Source organism: Sphingomonas sp. SORGH_AS_0950, assembly GCF_030818415.1.
Taxonomy (GTDB): Bacteria; Pseudomonadota; Alphaproteobacteria; order Sphingomonadales; family Sphingomonadaceae; genus Sphingomonas.
On record NZ_JAUTAE010000001.1, the window covers coordinates 2,529,921 to 2,547,648 of the forward strand.

Below are 17,728 nucleotides of genomic sequence, written 5' to 3' on the forward strand. Positions count from 1 at the left end.
GGGCATGTTTGATGTCGTAGTGATCGGTGGCGGTCACGCGGGAACCGAGGCCGCCGCAGCGGCCGCGCGCCGGGGCGCGCAGACGGCCCTGTTGTCCTTCGATCGTCATGGCCTGGGCGCCATGTCCTGCAATCCGGCGATCGGCGGATTGGGGAAGGGCCATATCGTGCGCGAGGTCGACGCCTTTGACGGGCTGATCGGTCGCGCGGCGGATCAGGGCGCGATCCACTATCGCATGCTCAACCGGAGCAAGGGAACCGCCGTGCAGGGCCCCCGCGTCCAGGCCGACCGGCGGCGCTATGCCGGGGCGATCCAGGCAATGCTGGCGGCGCAACCCGGCCTGACGATCGTCGAGGGCGAGGCCGAGGCGCTGGTGCTGGAGGGCGACCGGGTGGCCGGTGTGCAGCTCGCCGACGGCTCGGTGCTGGTCTGTCGCGCGGTGGTGCTGGCGACCGGGACCTTCCTGGGCGGACGGCTGTTCCGGGGCGAGGAGCGGCATCTGGGCGGCCGTATCGGCGAGCGCGCCGCGACCCGCATGGCCGAGCAGCTGCGTGGCCTGGGCCTGCCGATGGCACGGATGAAGACCGGCACGCCGCCGCGTCTGGATGGGCGCACCATCGATTGGGCCAGGCTGGACGAGCAGCCGTCCGACACCGATCCCTGGACCATGTCGCCGATGACGGCGGTACGGCCGCTGCCGCAGATCGCCTGCGCGATCACCCGGACGACCGAAGAGACCCATGCGATCATCGCGGCGGCCTTTCACCGCTCGCCGCTGTTCACCGGCGCGATCGAGGCGAACGGCCCGCGCTATTGCCCGTCGATCGAGGACAAGATCAAGCGCTTCGCCGACCGCGACAGCCATCAGATCTTCCTGGAGCCGGAAGGGCTGGACGATCCGATCGTCTATCCTAACGGCCTGTCGACCTCGCTGCCGACCGATGTGCAGGGGGCGATGATCGCCTCCATGCCGGGGCTGGAGCGCGCGGTCATCACGCTGCCCGGCTATGCGGTGGAATATGACCATATCGACCCACGCGCGCTCGATGCGCGGCTGGCGCTGGGGGCGCTTCCCGGCGTGTTCTGTGCGGGCCAGATCAACGGCACGACAGGGTATGAGGAAGCGGCGGGGCAGGGGCTGATCGCCGGGCTCAATGCGGCGGCACTCGCCTGTGGGCTGGACCCCGTCATCCTCGACCGCGCCTCCAGCTATCTGGGCGTGATGATCGATGATCTGGTGTTGCAGGGCGTGACCGAACCCTATCGCATGCTCACCGCGCGCGCCGAATATCGGCTGTCGCTGCGGGCCGACAATGCCGAGACGCGGTTGGGGGAGATGGCCGAGGCGGCGGGATGCCTGTCGCCCGAGCGGCTGGCGCATCGGCGGCGGCGGCAGGCGCAGCAGGCGACCCTGCGCGACCGTTTGGCGGTCATCCGCACCGCCTCCGATCTGGCGCGCGGCGGAGCGGCGATCGCGCAGGATGGCGCCCGCCGGTCCGCCTATGAGTGGCTGCGCTTCGACGGGGTCACGCTGGCGCATGTCGCGCCCGAGGCGGCGGAGGGGTGTGACCCGGCCGTTGTGGCCGAGACGCTGGAGGATGCGCGCTACGCCCCCTATGTCGAGCGTCAGGCCGAGGAGGTCGCGCGGTTGCGCGCCGACGAGCAGATCCTGTTGCCCGCCACGATCGACTATGCCGCCATCCCCGGTCTGTCGCAGGAGATGATCGACCGGCTGGGTCTGGCACGTCCCGCGACGCTGGCCGCCGCATCGCGCATTCGCGGCATCACCCCCGCCGCCTTGTCGGCGGTTCTTCTCCACGCACGAAAGATGGCGGCATGACCGAAGACCAGGCCCGCGACTGGATCGTCGCGCGTTTCGGGGCGGAAGCCGCCGACCGGATCGACCATTTCCTCAATCTGGTGGTCGTGGAAAACGACCAGCAGAATCTCATCGCTCCCTCGACCATCTCGACCATCTGGTCGCGGCACGCGCTCGACTCGGTACAGCTGGTTCCGCTGGCGGATCGGCCTGATGGGCAATGGGTCGATATCGGCACGGGGGGTGGCTTTCCCGGCATGGTCGTGGCGCTGGCCTGGCCGGGCAAGGTCGCGCTGGTCGAGCCCCGCAAGCGCCGCGCCGATTTCCTGCGCGACTGTGCCGAGACGCTGGGGGTTGCCGACCGGGTCAGCGTCCATGCCTCCAAGATCGAGGCGGTGGAGATCAAGGCGGATATTATTTCTGCTCGCGCCGTGGCGACAGTCGAAAATCTTTTGCGCGCGGCGGCCCATTGCGGCAAACAGGATACGCGGTGGCTGCTCCCGCGCGGCCGCCTGGACGAGCGCGAAATCAAGACCCTCAAGCGGCACTGGCGCTTCGTGTTTCACGTGGAACATAGCATCACCTCGGCGGATTCGTCGATCGTGATCCTCGACCGAGTAGGGGCCCGATGATCTGCGTTGCCATCGCGAACCAGAAGGGTGGGGTGGGCAAGACCACCAGCGCCATCAATTTAGCGACCGCGCTGGCCGCGACCGGGCTGCATGTCCTGCTGATCGACCTCGATCCGCAAGGCAATGCTTCGACGGGGCTGGGTATTCCCAACAGCCAGCGCATGTTCTCCAGCTATCACGTCCTGCTGGGGGAAGCGCGGATCGACGATGCGGTCGTCCATACGCAGGTGCCGCGCCTCGACGTCGTGCCCGCGACGGTCGACCTGTCGGGGGCCGAGCTGGAGCTGGTCGATTACGAGAATCGCACCCATCGGCTCGATCATGCGATGCGCCGCTCACAGGGCAATTGGGACATCGTGCTGGTCGACTGCCCGCCCTCGCTGGGGCTGCTGACGATCAATGCGATGGTGGCGTCCGATTCGCTGTTCGTGCCGCTGCAATGCGAGTTCTTCGCGCTGGAGGGGCTGTCGCAGCTTTTGACCACGGTCGAGCGGATACGCGCGCGGTTCAATCCGGGGCTGGCGATTCTCGGCGTGGCTTTGACGATGTTCGACCGGCGCAACCGGCTGACCGATCAGGTGTCGGCGGATGTGCGCGCGGTTTTGGGAGGTGTGGTGTTCGATACGGTGATTCCGCGCAACGTCCGGCTGTCGGAGGCGCCCAGCCATGGACTTCCTGCGTTGATCTATGACCATCGCTGCGTCGGCAGCCAGGCCTATATCGCGCTGGCCCGCGAGCTGATCGCGCGCCTGCCGCTGACCACCCAGCCGGGAGCGGCGGCGGCATGAGCACGGAAACGGCCAAGCGCCCGCGTCCCGGCCTCGGGCGCGGACTGGGGGCGTTGCTCGGTGACATTGCGCGCGAGACGCCGATCCAGCCGGGCGATCAGCAGATACCCGGTGGCGTGCGGATGCTGCCCGTGGGGGCCTTGTCGCCGCATCCCGACCAGCCGCGTCGCCATTTCGAGGAAGCCGCGCTCGACGAACTCGCCGCCTCGATCGCGGCGCGCGGGCTGATCCAGCCGATCGTCGTGCGTCCGCATGGCAAGGATTATCAGATCGTCGCGGGCGAGCGCCGCTGGCGCGCGGCGCAGCGTGCCCGGCTGCACGAAGTGCCCGTCGTCGTCCGCGACTTTGACGACGCCCAGACGCTCGAAATCGCGCTGATCGAGAATATCCAGCGCCAGGACCTCAACGCGATCGAAGAGGCGCAGGCCTATCAGCGGCTGGCGGGCGAGTTCGGCCATACCCAGGAGGCGCTGGCCAAGATCGTCCACAAGTCGCGCAGCCATGTCGCGAACCTGCTGCGGCTGCTCGAACTGCCCGAATCGGTGCAGAAGCAGGTCGTCACCGGCGCCCTGTCGATGGGCCATGCCCGCGCGCTGCTTGGGGCGGAGGATGTCGAGGCGCTGGCCGATCAGGTGATCGGACGCGCGCTGAGCGTGCGCGAGACCGAAAAGCTGACCCGCGAGGCCAAGGGCGGCGGGCGCAAGGCGTCGGCGGATTCGGACAAATCGGGTCCGCGCGGCAACGGGATGGACGCGGCAGATGCGGATATCGCGGCACTGGAGGGCCAACTCGCCGATCTGCTGGGCCTGTCGGTGCGGATCGCGCATGGCGAGAAGGGCGGCACGCTGACCCTCAGCTATTCGACGCTCGATCAGCTCGACATGGTATGCCAGCGGCTGACCGGTGAGGGTATTTGAAAGGGGGACGCTGGTCTGTTCCGCAGACCGGCGCAACTCGCTTTTGAATTCTGAATGGGGTGTGGGCCCCGCTTCGCTCCGCCTGAACGGGTGTTGGTAAAGATCCCCAAGCCCCGTTCAGGCTGAGCGAAGTCGAAGCCCAAGGGCGATCACCCCCGCCGGGCAATGCCCTGTGCGATGATCGTCGCCTCGGCCTCCGCCAGCACGGCACCGGCATTGCCCGGCGCCATCACCGCCCGCTCCGCCGCGCGAATCCGAGCCAGTGCGCGCGCCAGCATCGCCGGGGTCCAGCGGCGCAACGCCTTGGCGGTGCGGGCCTCGTCGCGAAAGAAGACGCGGTGGCGCTTCATCACCGCGTCGACCGGCTCGCCCTTGTCGATATCGGCGCGCATTTCGGCCAGCGCGACCAGGCGGCGGGCCAGCGCGCGGAGCCAGGGTATGGGGGAGGCGCCACCCTCGTCCAGCAAGGCCAGTTCGCCGCCCAGATCGGCGACGCGGCCCTCGACCACCGCTTCGACCGCATCGCCCATCTCGACCTCGCCCAGATCGGCACCGATGGCGTCCAGCGCACCATGGTCGATCTCGCGCGGGCGATCGGGGGCGGCGTCGGCATAGAGCGCGAGCTTCTCCAACTCGCGGGTCATGACCGAGCGATCGGCCGCGGCGGCATCGACCAGCCGCGCCGCCACGCCCGCCGCCAGCCGCAGCCCCATTTCGCTCGCCATCGTCGTCGCCAGCCGCTCGGCATCCGCCGCCGTGGGGGCGTAACAGCCAAAGGCCATGGCGCGGGGCGATTCCAGCGCCAGCTTGACGATCTTGGCGGTCGTCTTGACCGATGGGGCGATGGCGACCACCGGATTGCCCGCCGATTCCGCTTCGAGCAGCGCGGTAAACGCCGCCAGCCCTTCCTCGCCGACACTGGCGATGCGGATATGCCGGGGCCCGCCGAACAGCGACAGCGCGGCGGCTTCGTCGGTCAGGCGGGCGGGGTCGCTCTTAAGCGTCGCCGAATCGAGATCGATCCGCTCGGCATCGCGCCCCATCGCATTGGCCAGCAACCGGGCCAGTTCGGCGGCCCCCGCCTCGTCCGGCCCGTGCAACAGATAGAGGCGGGTGTCGGGCGAGGGGCGGCCCAGCGCCTGGCGAATCTGGTTGGCGCTGGCTTTCAAGGCCGGGGGGCTTTCAAGAGCAGGGGGCTTTCACAGCGGTCGCGCCGTCACGGACGCGCGGGCGCCATCGCCTCGCCGGGGCGCGACCGGGCATAGGTGGCCAGCCGCGCGACGATTTCGTCCGCGACGATCACCGACAGCCGCTCCAGCGCGGTATTTTCCGCCGCGATGGTGGCATATTCGGACCGGACCACGTCGATCCCGGCATCGGATCCGGCGGTGGCGTCGACCAGCACCGCATTGCTCGTCTGGTCGACCAGCTGATAGCGCGCACGCAGGATTCGCCGCTCGCGCACCACCGAGTCGTCGCGCCGCACGCCAAGCCCGCGAATCTGGTCGTCCAGCTTCACATCGAGCCGATAGCGCGCATTCCCGGTCTTGCCGCCCAGCCGGTCGTTGAGCGCATTGGCCATCAGCCAGCCCGCCTTCCCCTGAATCGGGGCAACCTCGATCTGCGACAAGGCGGTCGCGACCGAGCCCGAGCCGCCCCCCGCATAAAGCGGATGCAGCCCGCAGCCCGACAGACCCAGCGTCAGCGCCAGACCAGCTGCGATTTGACAGAAGAGGGGCAGGGGAAGGGGGCGGGTCATGCGACGATGTTCACCAGACGGTCGGGCACCACGATCACCTTCTTGGGCGTTGCGCCATCAAGCGCGCGGACGATCCTGTCCGACGCCAGCGCGGTCGCCTCCAATACGTCCTTGGGCAGCCCCTTGGCGACGGTCAGCGTGTCGCGCAGCTTGCCGTTGACCTGTACCGCGACGGTGACCTCGTCCTCGACCAGCAGGCTCTCATCGACCACCGGCCAGGCGGCGTCGGCGATCAGGCCGTCCTGGCCCATACCGGCCCAGGCTTCCTCGGCCAGATGCGGCACCATCGGCGCGACCAGCAGCATGGTGGTGCGGATCGCCTCGTTACGGGCGGCCGACGGCTTGGCCTTTTCGATCGCGTTGACCAGCTCGTACAGCTTGGCGACCGCCTTGTTGAAGGCCAGCGCCTCGATATCCGTCGCGACGCCCGCGATCGTCTGGTGCAATTTCCGGGACAGCGCCTTGTCCTCGCCCTCGGCGGCCTCCGAGCCGTCGAACAGGCGCCACAGGCGCTGGACGAAGCGCCACGACCCCTCGATGCCCGATTCGGACCAGGGCAGATCGCGCTCGGGCGGGCTGTCGGACAGCATGAACCAGCGCACCGCGTCCGCACCGTACTGATCCACAATGGGTTCGGGATCGACGGTGTTCTTCTTGGACTTGGACATCTTCTCGACGCGGCCGACGGTGATCGGCTGTCCGGTCGCGATCTCGATGCCGTCGCGAATCTCGCCCGGCGCCAGCCAGCGGCCGTCCGACGACTTGTAGCTTTCGTGCGTGACCATGCCTTGCGTGAACAGGCCCGCAAAGGGCTCCGCCACGTCGATCAGGCCGATATGCTTCAACGCGCGCGTCCAGAAGCGGGCATAGAGCAGGTGCAGGATCGCATGCTCGACGCCGCCGATATATTGCCCGACCGGCAGCCATTTCTTAACGACCTCGGGATCGAACGGGCGATCCTTGGGCTGGCTGGCGAAGCGGATGAAATACCAGGACGAATCGACGAAGGTGTCGAGCGTGTCGGTCTCGCGCCGGGCGGGCTTGCCGCAATTGGGGCAGTCGACATGCTTCCAGGTCGGATGCCGGTCGAGCGGGTTGCCGGGAACGTCGAAGGTGACGTCCTCGGGCAGCGTCACCGGCAGCTGGTCCTTGGGGACCGGCACCGCGCCGCAATCCTCGCAATGGATGATCGGGATCGGCGTGCCCCAGTAACGCTGGCGGCTGACGCCCCAGTCGCGCAGGCGGTACACGGTCTGGCCCTGGCCCCAGCCTTCGCTTTCGGCGCGCGCGATGACGGCGGCCTTGGCGGCCTCCACATCCAGCCCGTCGAGCGGACCCGAATTCACCAGCTGGCCGGTGCCGGTATAGGCGGTGTCGCCCTCGAACACCGGGGCGGTCGTGTCGCCATCGGCGACGACGCGGGTGACGGACAGGCCGTATTTGCGCGCGAAGTCGAGGTCACGCTGGTCATGCGCAGGCACGCCCATCACCGCACCCGTGCCGTAATCCATCAGCACGAAGTTCGCGATATAGACGGGCAGGGTGATGCTGGCGTCCATAGGATGCTGCATCCGATAGCCGGTGTCGAAGCCCAGCTTTTCCTGCGTTTCCAGCTCGGCCGCGGTGGTGCCGCCCGCCTTGCAGCGTTCGATGAAGGCGGCCGCCTCAGCATTCGTCTCGGCCAGCTGCCGCGCGATCGGGTGATCCGCCGCAATCGCGACGAAACTGGCGCCGAAGATCGTGTCGGGGCGGGTCGAATAGACCTCGATCGGCGTCGCGAAGGGGGCGACCGGCGCGAAACGGAACTGGAGACCCTGGCTGCGGCCGATCCAGTTCTCCTGCATCAGCTTCACCTTGTCGGGCCAATGCTCGAGGGTGGTGAGGCCCTCCAGCAGCTCGTCGGCGAAGTCCGTGATCTTGAGGAACCACTGGTTCAGCTTGCGCTTCTCGACCAGCGCGCCGGAACGCCAGCCGCGTCCATCGATCACCTGTTCGTTGGCGAGCACGGTCATGTCGACCGGGTCCCAGTTGACCGCCGATTCCTTGCGATAGACCAGGCCGCCCGCATACAGGTCGAGGAACAGCGCCTGCTCATGCCCGTAATAATCGGGCTCGCAGGTCGCGATCTCGCGCGTCCAGTCGAGCGCGAAGCCCAGCCGCTTCAGCTGCGCCTTCATCGTCGCGATATTGTCGCGGGTCCAGCCGCCCGGATGGACGCCCTTTTCCATCGCGGCATTCTCGGCGGGCATGCCAAACGCGTCCCAGCCCATCGGGTGGAGCACCTCATGCCCGATCATCCGCCGATAGCGCGCCAGCACGTCGCCCATCGTATAGTTGCGGACATGCCCCATATGGATGCGCCCCGAAGGATAGGGAAACATCTCAAGGACATAGCTGCGCGGCTTGGGGCTGTGATCGTCGGCGGCGAAGGTGCGCCGCTCCTCCCAGATCCGCTGCCAGGTCGAATCCGATTTCAGGGCGTTGAAACGCGAGGCCATTCTTCTCGTCTTTTATCAGTTCGTGATCGACGCACGGCGCAGGTCGCGCGCCTTGGTCAAGATGATGTCTTCCAGCTTCTGGATGGTGGCGGCCTGGACGGGCGCCTCGACCCACTGGCCGCCGCGGTTCACCTCACGCAGCGCGGTGACGCGCAGCGCGTCGGCGCGCAGATCCTGGTCGAGGATGGTGACGGTGACCTTCATCCGCTCGGTCGGGACCTGCGGGTTGATATACCAGTCGGTGACGATCACGCCGCCGTTCGAGTCGGTTTCGGCCAGCGGCATGAAGCTGAGCGTGTCGAGGCTGGCGCGCCACAGATAGGAATTGACGCCGATCGTCGTGACCTTCGACGCGGCCAGATCGGCCTGCGGGCGATCCTTCTTGCCGGCACAGGCGCCGAGCGACAGGGCGGCGATAACCGCGAACGCGGTGGCGGAACGGCGAAGCATCGGCATTGTCCTGACTGGGAATAAGGGTTGGCTATAGCCTCTACAGGGGCCCCGCCACCCCGGCAAGCGCCCGGACGATGGGCGGCGTTTCCCCGATTCTGTGGATCGTGCGCAACAGTCGGACAAGATTCGCCCATGGGGGCGTAACAATGGGATCGCTCACCTGCCTTTTCATGTTAGGACGATCCCTACAAAGGGGTTTCCATAAAGGGGTGGACCGTGTCGTTCGGGCGTGTGGTGATCGGAATTGCTATCGGGGCGCTCGCCGCCACGACGGCTCTGGTCGCGCCCGCCATCGGCGCGGTGGAGCAGGGGGGCAAGCCCATCAAGCGCAGCCTTTCGCTGCGCGCCAGCGGCGGCTTCACCCCGGCGGCGGCCGATCCCCGGCTGGCGGCGCTGTTCGCCAAGAGCGGGCTCGACGCGGGCGACCTGCGCTTCACCCCGGCGGAAAGCCAGCGCGGCGTCAGCCGTGCGGTGACCGTCGCGGTGCGTGCCCGGACCAGCCGCACCAATGACGAGCGGATCGCCGCCAACACCGCGCCGACCGTCGGCCTGGCGCCGATCTCCTACAATCTGGGCGTGGCGGTTGGCTGGAAGCGGCTGGCGGTGTCGGGTGACGTGACTCGGGTGGACCTGGCGGGCATGCCGGGCAGCCGTGAGAGTGCCGATGTCGCGGTCAGCTATACCGCGAATCGCTTCACCGGCCGGGTGAAGGCGTCGACCGATCGCCCGATCGACGCGACGGCCAAGCTGGTCGACATGCCGTCCAGCTATTCGCTCGACATGGGCGGGTCCTATTCGCTGACGCGCAATCTCGATGTGACCGCGGGTGTCCGCTATCGCTCGGACCGTGAGCGTCTGGCGCGACTCGACGATGATCGCCGCAACAGCCAGGCGGTGTATCTGGGAACGGCCTTCCGCTTCTAAGCGCGAACCGCCTGGTAGCGAGCGGTTCCGACGCGTCTCTCTAGGTCTGACCGACTCGCCACTCGCTAAGCGAGCCCACCCCTCACCCAGCTCCGACTAGGCCTTTGCTACGCAAAGACCAAGTCTGCGCAACCCTCTCCCCTCTGCGAGGGGCGAGGGAAGGAAAGGCAGCGCTAAATAGTCATCGGCCCTTGTTCGTCATCCCAGCAAAGGCTGGGATCTTCGGATTGGCTGTCCCGTCGACGCTTCGGACGACGCGTTATTACTCTGCCCAACAAGCAGGAATGAGAGGGATGCCCTTCTCCGCGTCCTCTGCGCCTCCGCGCGAACCAAATATGAAAGCCGCAACGGATCATATGGCGAGGCGGCTCGCTGCGTTAAACCGCAACCCAGGCGTCGATCGCGGCCCAGCCCTCGAATCGCCCGCGCAACCGGCGGAAGCGTTTCGCGGTCATCCCGCCCAGCGCGATTCGGGGAAGGTCCAGCCCCCGCCCGATCCGCGCGGCGTGCGCCGGACCCAGGCTCGGCGCGCCGGGATGCGAGCGGGTGGGGAATAGCGGCGATACGAACAGCAGGTCGGCCCCGGCCTTCCATCCCGCGACCGCCTCCGCCCGGTCATGTGCGGGCCAGCTCCGCAGACCCGGACCCCGGCCGCGCTTGTGCACCCCGTCGCCAGGCAGGCCACCGCCCGCCACCAGCAGGAGCAGCCGCCGTGCGCGCGCGATTCGGAACACCCGCCGGTGAATCGCCCGCCGCGCGGCCGGGGGGGTGGCATGGTGGCGAAAGACCACCCCCGATCCCGGCGGCAGCCGCCGCAAGGCGGCCCACAGCCCGTCCCCCAATCGCTCGTCGGTCATCAGCCATGTCTCGGGGTATCGGTCGGCCATTGCGGGCACTATAGCGCGGGGCATGACCGACGACAGCGTTTCCCGCCTCTCCACCGTCTCCACCCAGCTCCAGCGTGCCGCGAAGCTAGGCGATCACCCCAGCCCGACGCTGATCGCGGTGTCCAAGACGCATGATGCCGACACGATCCGCCCGCTGCTGGATGCCGGCCACCGTGTCTTCGGCGAGAATCGCGTGCAGGAGGCGGCGGCCAAATGGCCCGCGCTGCGCGACGATTATGCGGGCGTCGAACTCCATCTGATCGGCCAGCTCCAGTCGAACAAGGCCGGTGACGCGGTCGCGCTGTTCGATGCGATTCACACCGTCGACCGTCCCTCGCTGATCGCCGCGCTGGCCGAGGCGATGGAGAAGAGCGGGCGGCGGCCCGACTGTTTCCTTCAGGTCAATATCGGCGAGGAGGAGCAGAAGGGCGGCTGCGCCATCGCGGAAGCCCCCGCCATGCTGGAGACGGCGCGCGCCGCCGGGTTGCCGATCGTCGGGTTGATGGCGATCCCGCCGCACGGGCTGGACGCCGCGCCCTATTTCGCGCTGCTCGCCAAGATGGCGCGCGAGCTGGGGCTGGCGAAGCTCAGCATGGGCATGTCCGAGGATTATGAGGTCGCCGCGATGCTGGGCGCCACCCATGTCCGGGTCGGCAGCGCGCTGTTCGGAGCACGCGGATGAACCGCTTCGCCGCATTGCTGTTCGATTTCGACGGCGTCCTGATCGACAGCGAATATGAGGGCAATCGCCACCTCGCCGAATGGCTGACCGCCAATGGCCATCCGCATACGCCCGAAGAGGCGATGCACCATTATATGGGGCTGGCGGGGAAGGACTTCGTCGCGACGATCGAGGCACGGATCGGCCACACGCTGCCCGAGGCCTTTTACGAGGCGCGCCGCGTCGAGGATGTCCGTGCGATGGAAGAGGGCGTCGCGGCGATCGCGGGGGCGGTCGATTTCGTCCGCTCGCTGCCCGCCGATTTCCCACGCGCGGTGGTGTCGTCCAGCCCGACCGTCTGGCTCGACCGGCATTTGCGCCATCTGGGCCTGCGCGAGGCGTTCGGCGATCATGTCTATAGCGGGCGCGAGCATGTGACGCGCGGCAAGCCCGCGCCCGACCTGTATCTCTTTGCCGCCGACCGGCTGGGCGTGCGGATCGAGGATTGCGCGATCCTGGAGGACTCCCCCGTCGGCGCGACCGGCGCGGTGGCCAGCGGCGGCCATGTCATCGGCATGTGCATGGGGACGCATTGCGGCGTCGGCCACGACCAGCGGCTGCGCGAGATCGGCGTCGCGGCGATCGCGCAGGATTATGCCGATGTGCGGCGCGAACTGGGGTTCTGAGCGCCCAACGCTCCGATCAGCCTGAGCGAAGTCGAAGGCCACGGGAATGACCCTTGTGGCTGAGCGCGGGGCGTGCACTTCGACTTCGCTCAGTGCGAACGGAGGATAGGCAGAGCGTTAAAGCTGGTGCCCGGTCCGGTCGCGCTTGGTCGCCAGATAGCGTTCATTGTGCGGATTGGGCGGCAGGCTGTGCGCGACGCGCTCGACCACGCGCACCCCCGCTGCCTCCAGCCCCGCGACCTTGGCCGGGTTGTTGGTCAGCAGCCGCACCTGGTCCTGCCCCATCAGGGTCAGCATCCGCGCCGCCACCCCGAAATCGCGCGCGTCGATCGCGAAGCCCAGCCGGGTATTGGCGTCGACCGTGTCGAAACCCTGATCCTGAAGCTGATAGGCGCGCAGCTTGTTGACCAGTCCGATCCCGCGCCCTTCCTGCCGCAGATAGAGCAGGATGCCCCAGCCTGCCTCGGCAATGGCCTGGATCGCGGCATGGAGCTGCGGCCCGCAATCGCATTTCAGGCTGCCCAGCACGTCGCCGGTCAGGCATTCGCTGTGCAGCCGCACCAAAGGCGGCTGTCCATTGGGCTGGCCGATCTGCAAGGCGACATGCTCGCCCGCCGCATGGGGCGAACGGAAGGCGACGATCTCGGCATTCTCGGCGCCCGCGACGGGCAGCCGCGCGCGGGTGGCGATGGCCAGCGCCTCGGCATTTTCATGCGCGGCGATATCGGCGAGCGACAGCTCGGCCTCGACGCCGGTCCCACCGACGAAGAAGGCGGGCAGCATCCCTGCGATGCGCGCGAATCGCACCGCCGCCGCCGCGACCGCCGGATCGGGCAGGGGCAGCGCGCGATAGGGGCCCTTGAGCGGGGTTGCGAGGTCGAATTGCGGATCGGCGAGCGCGGTGGCGGCGGCGAAGTCGATCCACGGCGCGCGCTCGACCAGTACGGCGGCGTCGGGATCGGCGGCGTCGAGCTGGTTGGTCAGCTTCAGCGTTGCGGCCCGCCCCGCCGAGATCAGCACCGGCGCGCGGGCCCCAGGATCGAAGGCGGCCAGCCGCAACGGATCGGCCGTCTCGACCGCGAGCAGCGGCTGGCCCGCAATCGCGATCGGCCAGCCCCGGCGCAGCGCATCGATCGCGCGTGCGGCGGCCTTGGCATCAGCGCTCAAAAATCGAATTCCGTCATGATCGGGATATGGTCGGAGGGTTTCAGCCAGCTGCGGCACCCCTCGAACACCCGATGCGACACCGCCTTCTCGGCCACGTCGCGCGTCGCCCACATATGGTCCAGCCGCCGCCCGCGATCCGACGCCGCCCAGTCCTTCGCGCGGTAGCTCCACCAGGTATAGAGCCGCTCGGGCGCGGGGACGAAGTGGCGGCCCAGATCGACCCAGTCGTTCGACGCCTGAAGCCTGGCCAGCGTCTCCACCTCGATGGGGGTGTGGCTCACCACGTCGAGCAGCTGCTTGTGGCTCCACACGTCCGATTCGAGCGGCGCGATGTTGAAGTCGCCGGTCAGGATGGTGGGGCAGTCGAGCTTGCCCGACCAGTCGATCATGCGGCCGAGGAAATCGAGCTTCTGGCCGAATTTCGGATTCACCTCGCGGTCGGGCACGTCGCCGCCCGCCGGGATATAGACATTCTCCAGCCGCACGCCGTTCGGCAGGCGGATGCCGACATGCCGCGCCTCGGCATTGGCCTGCCAGTCGAGGCGGTCGTCCTCGGTGATGGGGACACGGGCCACGATCGCGACGCCGTGGTGCATCCGCTGGCCATGGATGATGATATGCTCATAGCCGAGCGAGCGGAACAGATCGAAGGGGAAGTCGTCATCGACGACCTTCGTCTCCTGAAGACACAGCACATCGGGCGCGGCTTCCGTCAGGAATTGCTCGACGATAGCGGCGCGGAAGCGCACCGAATTGATGTTCCAGGAGGCGATTTTCACGAGCGCCGATGTAGCGGGGGCAGGGGGGGGAGACAAGATTACCCGCTTCATGGGGTGGCGTTGCATATCTCCGTACCACCCCGGCGGAGGCCGGGGTCCAGATACGGCGGATCATCGGGGGCGCGGCGTCTTTGCCTCCCACGCAACGTGATGCGCGCCATCAGCGACATGGCGACTGGGCCCCGGCCTTCGCCGGGGTCGAGAAGAAGGGATGCAGAAAAAGAAAGGCCCCCGCTCCGGGGGCATGGAGCGAGGGCCGACCTAGCGTTCGTCACGCAGGCGGGATGAGGGTGCCTGTCCGAGCAACAGGGGGGAATCTCGAACGCCCCTCAACCGCAAGGCCCTGATAGGACAGGAAACCTGTCGCCTGGATGAATGAAATAGTCCGCGACCGTTCAGTTTCGTGCCGCCGCTCTCCGCGGGTCGTTGAATCGGAACGCCTTGTCGTCCACCGGCACGCCGAAGCGCTGGTTGGATAGGCGAATCGTGGTCCGGTTATTCTGGCTGTCGAGCGCGACCCAGCCCTGCATCATCAGCCCGCCCGGCGCGGCGGCGTCGCGCGCGAAGACCAGGGTGATCTTGCCATATTCGGGATGCTTGGGGTCGTTCGCCTCGACCGAGAGCAGGCGGGGATCGGCGCTGGGCACGACCTTGGCATAACGGCCGATGTCGCGGCTGGGATCGAGCAGCACGCCCAGCGGGGAGTTCTTGATCGGCCAGCGCTGCACCTGCTTGACCGAATAATCGATGAAGGTCAGCGCGCCGCCATCGGCGACGATCAGCAGGGGCACGCCCTTTTCATACTGGAAACGAATCTTGCCCGGCTTCTTCATGGTCAGTGTGCCGGTCAGGACCTTGCCCGCGCGGTCGGTCTGGGTGAAGTCGGCGGTCATCGTCTGCACCGATTGCAGGTGGCGCTGCACCGCCGCCAGGTCGCCATTGGCCTGGGCCAGCGCGGGGACGGGGGCGGCGACCATCGCCATGGCGGTCGGCGCCAGCAGGGCGGACGCCACAATCGAACGGATCATCAAAACACTCCTTTGGGCACGCCTGTCCTTGCGCGCCGTCTATTGAACGGGTCGTGAATCGCGGGTGTTACAGCGTAAAGGCAGCCTTCAGCCCCAATATGGTGACGTCGTCGGCCTGCGAATAGCCGCCCGGATGGTGGATGAGCTGGACGTTGGGCCGCATCTCCAGCCATTCGGCGGGGTGGATGCTGTAATAGACTTCGGCGGCATATTCCGATCCCTGCACTGCGGGCCGGGCGGGATCGAGCCGCTGGCCCTGCGCCACCCGCCCGTTCACATGCGTCCGCGCCACGCCGAAGCCCAGCACGTCGCCCGGCACGGCGGGGACCAGCCCCTTGTAGAACAGGCCCACCGCGACCTGATTGTCGGTGACGCTGGTCGCACGGTCGGCCTGGGTCGCGTTGAGGAAGACGCTGAGGCCGTTTTCCGCCTTGCCGTCCTTGGTCGCGCCGGTCAGCAGCTGCTGGATATTGATATAGACGCCGTAGCGGCTGCTCCGCTCCAGCGGGGCCAGGCCGGTGATCGCGATCGGACGACGGTTGATGTCCAGGAAGACGTCCGCCGCATCCGCCGTCGCGACCCAGCCGCCCAGCTTGTACGACCCGATCCGCCCGGCGGTCGGGTTGCGGATCCAGCCGATCTCGGCGGGGACCAGCACGCCGGTCGCGCCCTTGAAATGGCCGATGAAGAAGTCGGTATCCAGGTTGCGCGGATTGATCTCATAGACCGCGCCCTGGACATACAGGTCGTCGCGCGGTTCGTAGCGCAGCCGCGCGCCCCACTGGCTGACCGGCCAGTTCTGCCAAGTGTCGCCGACCAGATTGCCCGGCTGTGCGCCGCAGAAGCTGAGATTCATGAAATGGCAGGAGAAGATGGCGAAATCCTCGCCCGGATTGGTGCGGCCCAGCTTCAGCTCGAACCGTTCGCCGATCCGCTGCTCGTACCAGAACTGGGTCAGGCGCAGCGTCTGGCCGCGACCATAGACCTCCTGCACCTGTTGCAGCGTGCCCAGATTGGCGTCGTCGCTGAGGTTGCGGCCGCGCCGATAGGTGAGGGTGGCCTGGAACGCCCCGCCCTTCAGCCCCATTACCTTTTCCAGGTCGAACAGCGCGCCCGCATCGAACTGCCCGGTTTCGCGAAACAGCGTCTTGCGCCCGCCGGTCAGGTTCGCGGCGCTTTCGGAGGCATAGCGCGCGGTGACGGTGATGCCGCGTTCGTTCAGCCGCGTGCGGATCTTGTGCCAGTCGCCGATGATCCCCGGCGGCGGGGTGCGACGCGTATCGGCGGTGATCGCCGACGGCGCGCTGTCGGAGGGGCGGACCGCGCGGCGGCGGGTCGGGATTTGCTGCGTATCGCCGGTGGCGGCATCGGGCGTGATGCGCGCGGCGGTGGGGACGGGGTCGGTGGTCTGTTGCGGCGACAGCGGGGCCGCGAGCAGCAACGGCGCCCATCCCCAGATCATCGCCATCCTATAGCCCCCCGTTTTCCAAGACTTATCGTTGCGCGGGCCTAACGATCCGGGGGGCAAAAGGTGCCGTAAACGTCAATCCTCCCCCGCGCCGGGGAGGATCGGGTCAGCCGTGCTCCGCCGCGCGGACCTGGTCGACATAGTCGCCATATCCTTGCGCCTCCATCTCGCCGAGCGGCACGAAGCGCAGCGAGGCCGAGTTGATGCAGTAGCGCAGGCCGCCGCGATCGCGCGGGCCATCGGGGAAGACATGGCCCAGATGGCTGTCGCCATGCGCCGAGCGGACCTCGGTGCGGATCATGCCATGCGTGGTGTCGCGCAGCTCGTTGACATGGGCGGGCTCGATCGGCCGGGTGAAGCTGGGCCAGCCGCAATGCGAATCGAACTTGTCGGCGGAGGCGAACAGCGGCTCGCCCGAGACGATGTCGACATACAGGCCCGGCTCGCGGGTGTGGAGATATTCGCCGGTGCCGGGGCGCTCGGTGCCGCTCTGCTGGGTCACATAATATTGCTCGGGGGTCAGCCTGGCCAGGGCTTCCTCGGTCTTGGCGTAACGGGTGTCGGTCATGGCGTGTCCTTTCCCAAAGATTCAGGCGTCGGCAGGTTCGGCGGCCAGGATCTGGCGCAGCGCCTGCTCGAAGGATTCGGGCGGCTGTCCGCCCGAGATGAGATAGCGGTTGTCGATCACGATGGCGGGCACCGACTGGATACCGCGCCCCTGCCACAGCCGCTCCGCCTCGCGCACCTCGGCGGCATAGCGGTCGGAAGACAGGATCGCGCGCGCCTCGTCCTCGGGCAGACCGGCACGGACGGCGGCGGCGGCCAGGATCTCGCGATTCGAAATATCCTGTCCCTGCGTGAAATAGCTGTCGAACAGCGCGTGCTTCAGCGCGGCCTGGCGCCCCTCGATCCCCGCCCAGTGGAGCAGGCGGTGCGCATCGAAGCTGTTATAGATTCGCGACGTGTCGCCCATCGCCATGGTGAAGCCCACCGCCGCCGCACGCTCGCGGATCGTCGCGCGGTTGGCCGCCGACTGTTCGGGGGTGGCGCCATATTTGCGGCCGATATGCGCGACGATATTCTCGCCCTCGGGCGCCATGGCGGGATTCAGCTCGAATGGCTGGAAGTGCAGATCGACCTCCACCGCCGCGCCCGACGAGTCCGCCAGCCGCTCCAGCGCGATCTCCAGCCCGCGCAGGCCGATGATGCACCAGGGGCAGGAGATGTCGGAGACGAAATCGATCCGGAGGGGGCGGGGCATG

The 17,728-nt window shown here is 67.8% G+C and carries 18 protein-coding genes; 7 read left to right on the forward strand and 11 right to left on the reverse strand.

What is annotated here, in order from left to right:
- Positions 1-4: 4 nt before the first annotated feature.
- From mnmG to QE385_RS11195, 4 genes are read left to right on the forward strand one after another with little or no spacing between them, the layout of a single operon-like run.
- Positions 5-1,840: a tRNA uridine-5-carboxymethylaminomethyl(34) synthesis enzyme MnmG gene (gene mnmG, locus QE385_RS11180; protein WP_307101820.1), complete on the forward strand. Its 1,836-nt coding sequence runs from the start codon at positions 5-7 to the stop codon at positions 1,838-1,840.
- Complete coding sequence (gene rsmG / locus QE385_RS11185) at positions 1,837-2,451, forward strand: 16S rRNA (guanine(527)-N(7))-methyltransferase RsmG (RefSeq protein ID WP_307101822.1); 615 nt, start codon at positions 1,837-1,839, stop codon at positions 2,449-2,451. Before mnmG ends, rsmG begins: the two co-directional genes overlap by 4 nt.
- The gene (locus QE385_RS11190) at positions 2,448-3,239 is read left to right on the forward strand and encodes a ParA family protein (RefSeq protein WP_307101824.1); all 792 of its coding nucleotides are present in this window, start codon (positions 2,448-2,450) and stop codon (positions 3,237-3,239) included. The genes rsmG and QE385_RS11190 overlap by 4 nt, the downstream gene beginning before the upstream one ends.
- On the forward strand, positions 3,236-4,156 hold the full coding sequence (locus QE385_RS11195) for a ParB/RepB/Spo0J family partition protein (protein ID WP_307101826.1): 921 nt from the start codon (positions 3,236-3,238) through the stop codon (positions 4,154-4,156). Before QE385_RS11190 ends, QE385_RS11195 begins: the two co-directional genes overlap by 4 nt.
- 149 nt (positions 4,157-4,305) lie before the next feature.
- Here QE385_RS11195 and holA read toward each other — a convergent pair whose 3' ends face one another.
- The 4 genes from holA to QE385_RS11215 are packed head-to-tail and all read right to left on the reverse strand — an operon-like array spanning position 4,306 to position 8,863.
- Entirely contained in the window at positions 4,306-5,325 is a 1,020-nt protein-coding gene (gene holA / locus QE385_RS11200) for a DNA polymerase III subunit delta (RefSeq protein WP_307101828.1), read from the reverse strand.
- A 47-nt stretch (positions 5,326-5,372) separates the two neighbouring features.
- Positions 5,373-5,915 (reverse strand): LPS assembly lipoprotein LptE, encoded by a 543-nt coding sequence (lptE, locus tag QE385_RS11205; RefSeq protein ID WP_307101829.1) that lies wholly within the window; start codon positions 5,913-5,915, stop codon positions 5,373-5,375.
- Positions 5,912-8,413: a leucine--tRNA ligase gene (gene leuS, locus QE385_RS11210; RefSeq protein ID WP_307101831.1), complete on the reverse strand. Its 2,502-nt coding sequence runs from the start codon at positions 8,411-8,413 to the stop codon at positions 5,912-5,914. Before leuS ends, lptE begins: the two co-directional genes overlap by 4 nt.
- A 15-nt stretch (positions 8,414-8,428) precedes the next feature.
- Positions 8,429-8,863 (reverse strand): DUF3576 domain-containing protein, encoded by a 435-nt coding sequence (locus QE385_RS11215; RefSeq protein ID WP_307101833.1) that lies wholly within the window; start codon positions 8,861-8,863, stop codon positions 8,429-8,431.
- Positions 8,864-9,082: 219 nt separating this feature from the next.
- Here QE385_RS11215 and QE385_RS11220 point away from each other — a divergent pair, with 219 nt between their 5' ends.
- On the forward strand, positions 9,083-9,790 hold the full coding sequence (locus QE385_RS11220; protein WP_307101835.1) for a hypothetical protein: 708 nt from the start codon (positions 9,083-9,085) through the stop codon (positions 9,788-9,790).
- 377 nt (positions 9,791-10,167) lie between these two features.
- On the opposite strand, the gene QE385_RS11225 is transcribed toward QE385_RS11220, so the two are convergent.
- Entirely contained in the window at positions 10,168-10,677 is a 510-nt protein-coding gene (locus QE385_RS11225) for a thiamine phosphate synthase (protein ID WP_307101837.1), read from the reverse strand.
- A 22-nt stretch (positions 10,678-10,699) separates the two neighbouring features.
- Between QE385_RS11225 and QE385_RS11230 the strand changes: the two genes are divergently transcribed.
- Positions 10,700-11,359 (forward strand): YggS family pyridoxal phosphate-dependent enzyme, encoded by a 660-nt coding sequence (locus tag QE385_RS11230; RefSeq protein ID WP_307101839.1) that lies wholly within the window; start codon positions 10,700-10,702, stop codon positions 11,357-11,359.
- Positions 11,356-12,024, forward strand: a complete 669-nt coding sequence (locus QE385_RS11235) for an HAD family phosphatase (RefSeq protein WP_307101840.1) — start codon at positions 11,356-11,358, stop codon at positions 12,022-12,024. Before QE385_RS11230 ends, QE385_RS11235 begins: the two co-directional genes overlap by 4 nt.
- Positions 12,025-12,141: 117 nt before the next feature.
- Here the strand turns inward: QE385_RS11235 and ribA are convergent, their stop codons facing one another.
- From ribA to QE385_RS11265, 6 genes are all read right to left on the reverse strand, one after another.
- The gene (gene ribA, locus QE385_RS11240) at positions 12,142-13,191 is read right to left on the reverse strand and encodes a GTP cyclohydrolase II (RefSeq protein WP_307101842.1); all 1,050 of its coding nucleotides are present in this window, start codon (positions 13,189-13,191) and stop codon (positions 12,142-12,144) included.
- Positions 13,188-14,021, reverse strand: a complete 834-nt coding sequence (locus QE385_RS11245) for an exodeoxyribonuclease III (RefSeq protein ID WP_307101845.1) — start codon at positions 14,019-14,021, stop codon at positions 13,188-13,190. Before QE385_RS11245 ends, ribA begins: the two co-directional genes overlap by 4 nt.
- A 344-nt stretch (positions 14,022-14,365) precedes the next feature.
- Positions 14,366-14,998 carry an outer membrane lipoprotein carrier protein LolA gene (locus tag QE385_RS11250; RefSeq protein WP_307101847.1) on the reverse strand — a complete coding sequence of 211 codons (633 nt, stop codon included), beginning with the start codon at positions 14,996-14,998 and terminating at the stop codon, positions 14,366-14,368.
- Positions 14,999-15,065: 67 nt separating this feature from the next.
- Positions 15,066-16,460 (reverse strand): carbohydrate porin, encoded by a 1,395-nt coding sequence (locus tag QE385_RS11255; protein WP_307101849.1) that lies wholly within the window; start codon positions 16,458-16,460, stop codon positions 15,066-15,068.
- Positions 16,461-16,572: 112 nt separating this feature from the next.
- Positions 16,573-17,034, reverse strand: coding sequence for a peptide-methionine (R)-S-oxide reductase MsrB (gene msrB, locus QE385_RS11260; RefSeq protein ID WP_307101852.1), 462 nt, complete (start codon positions 17,032-17,034; stop codon positions 16,573-16,575).
- Between the two features lie 21 nt (positions 17,035-17,055).
- Positions 17,056-17,727 carry a DsbA family oxidoreductase gene (locus tag QE385_RS11265; protein WP_307101854.1) on the reverse strand — a complete coding sequence of 224 codons (672 nt, stop codon included), beginning with the start codon at positions 17,725-17,727 and terminating at the stop codon, positions 17,056-17,058.
- Position 17,728: the final 1 nt, after the last annotated feature.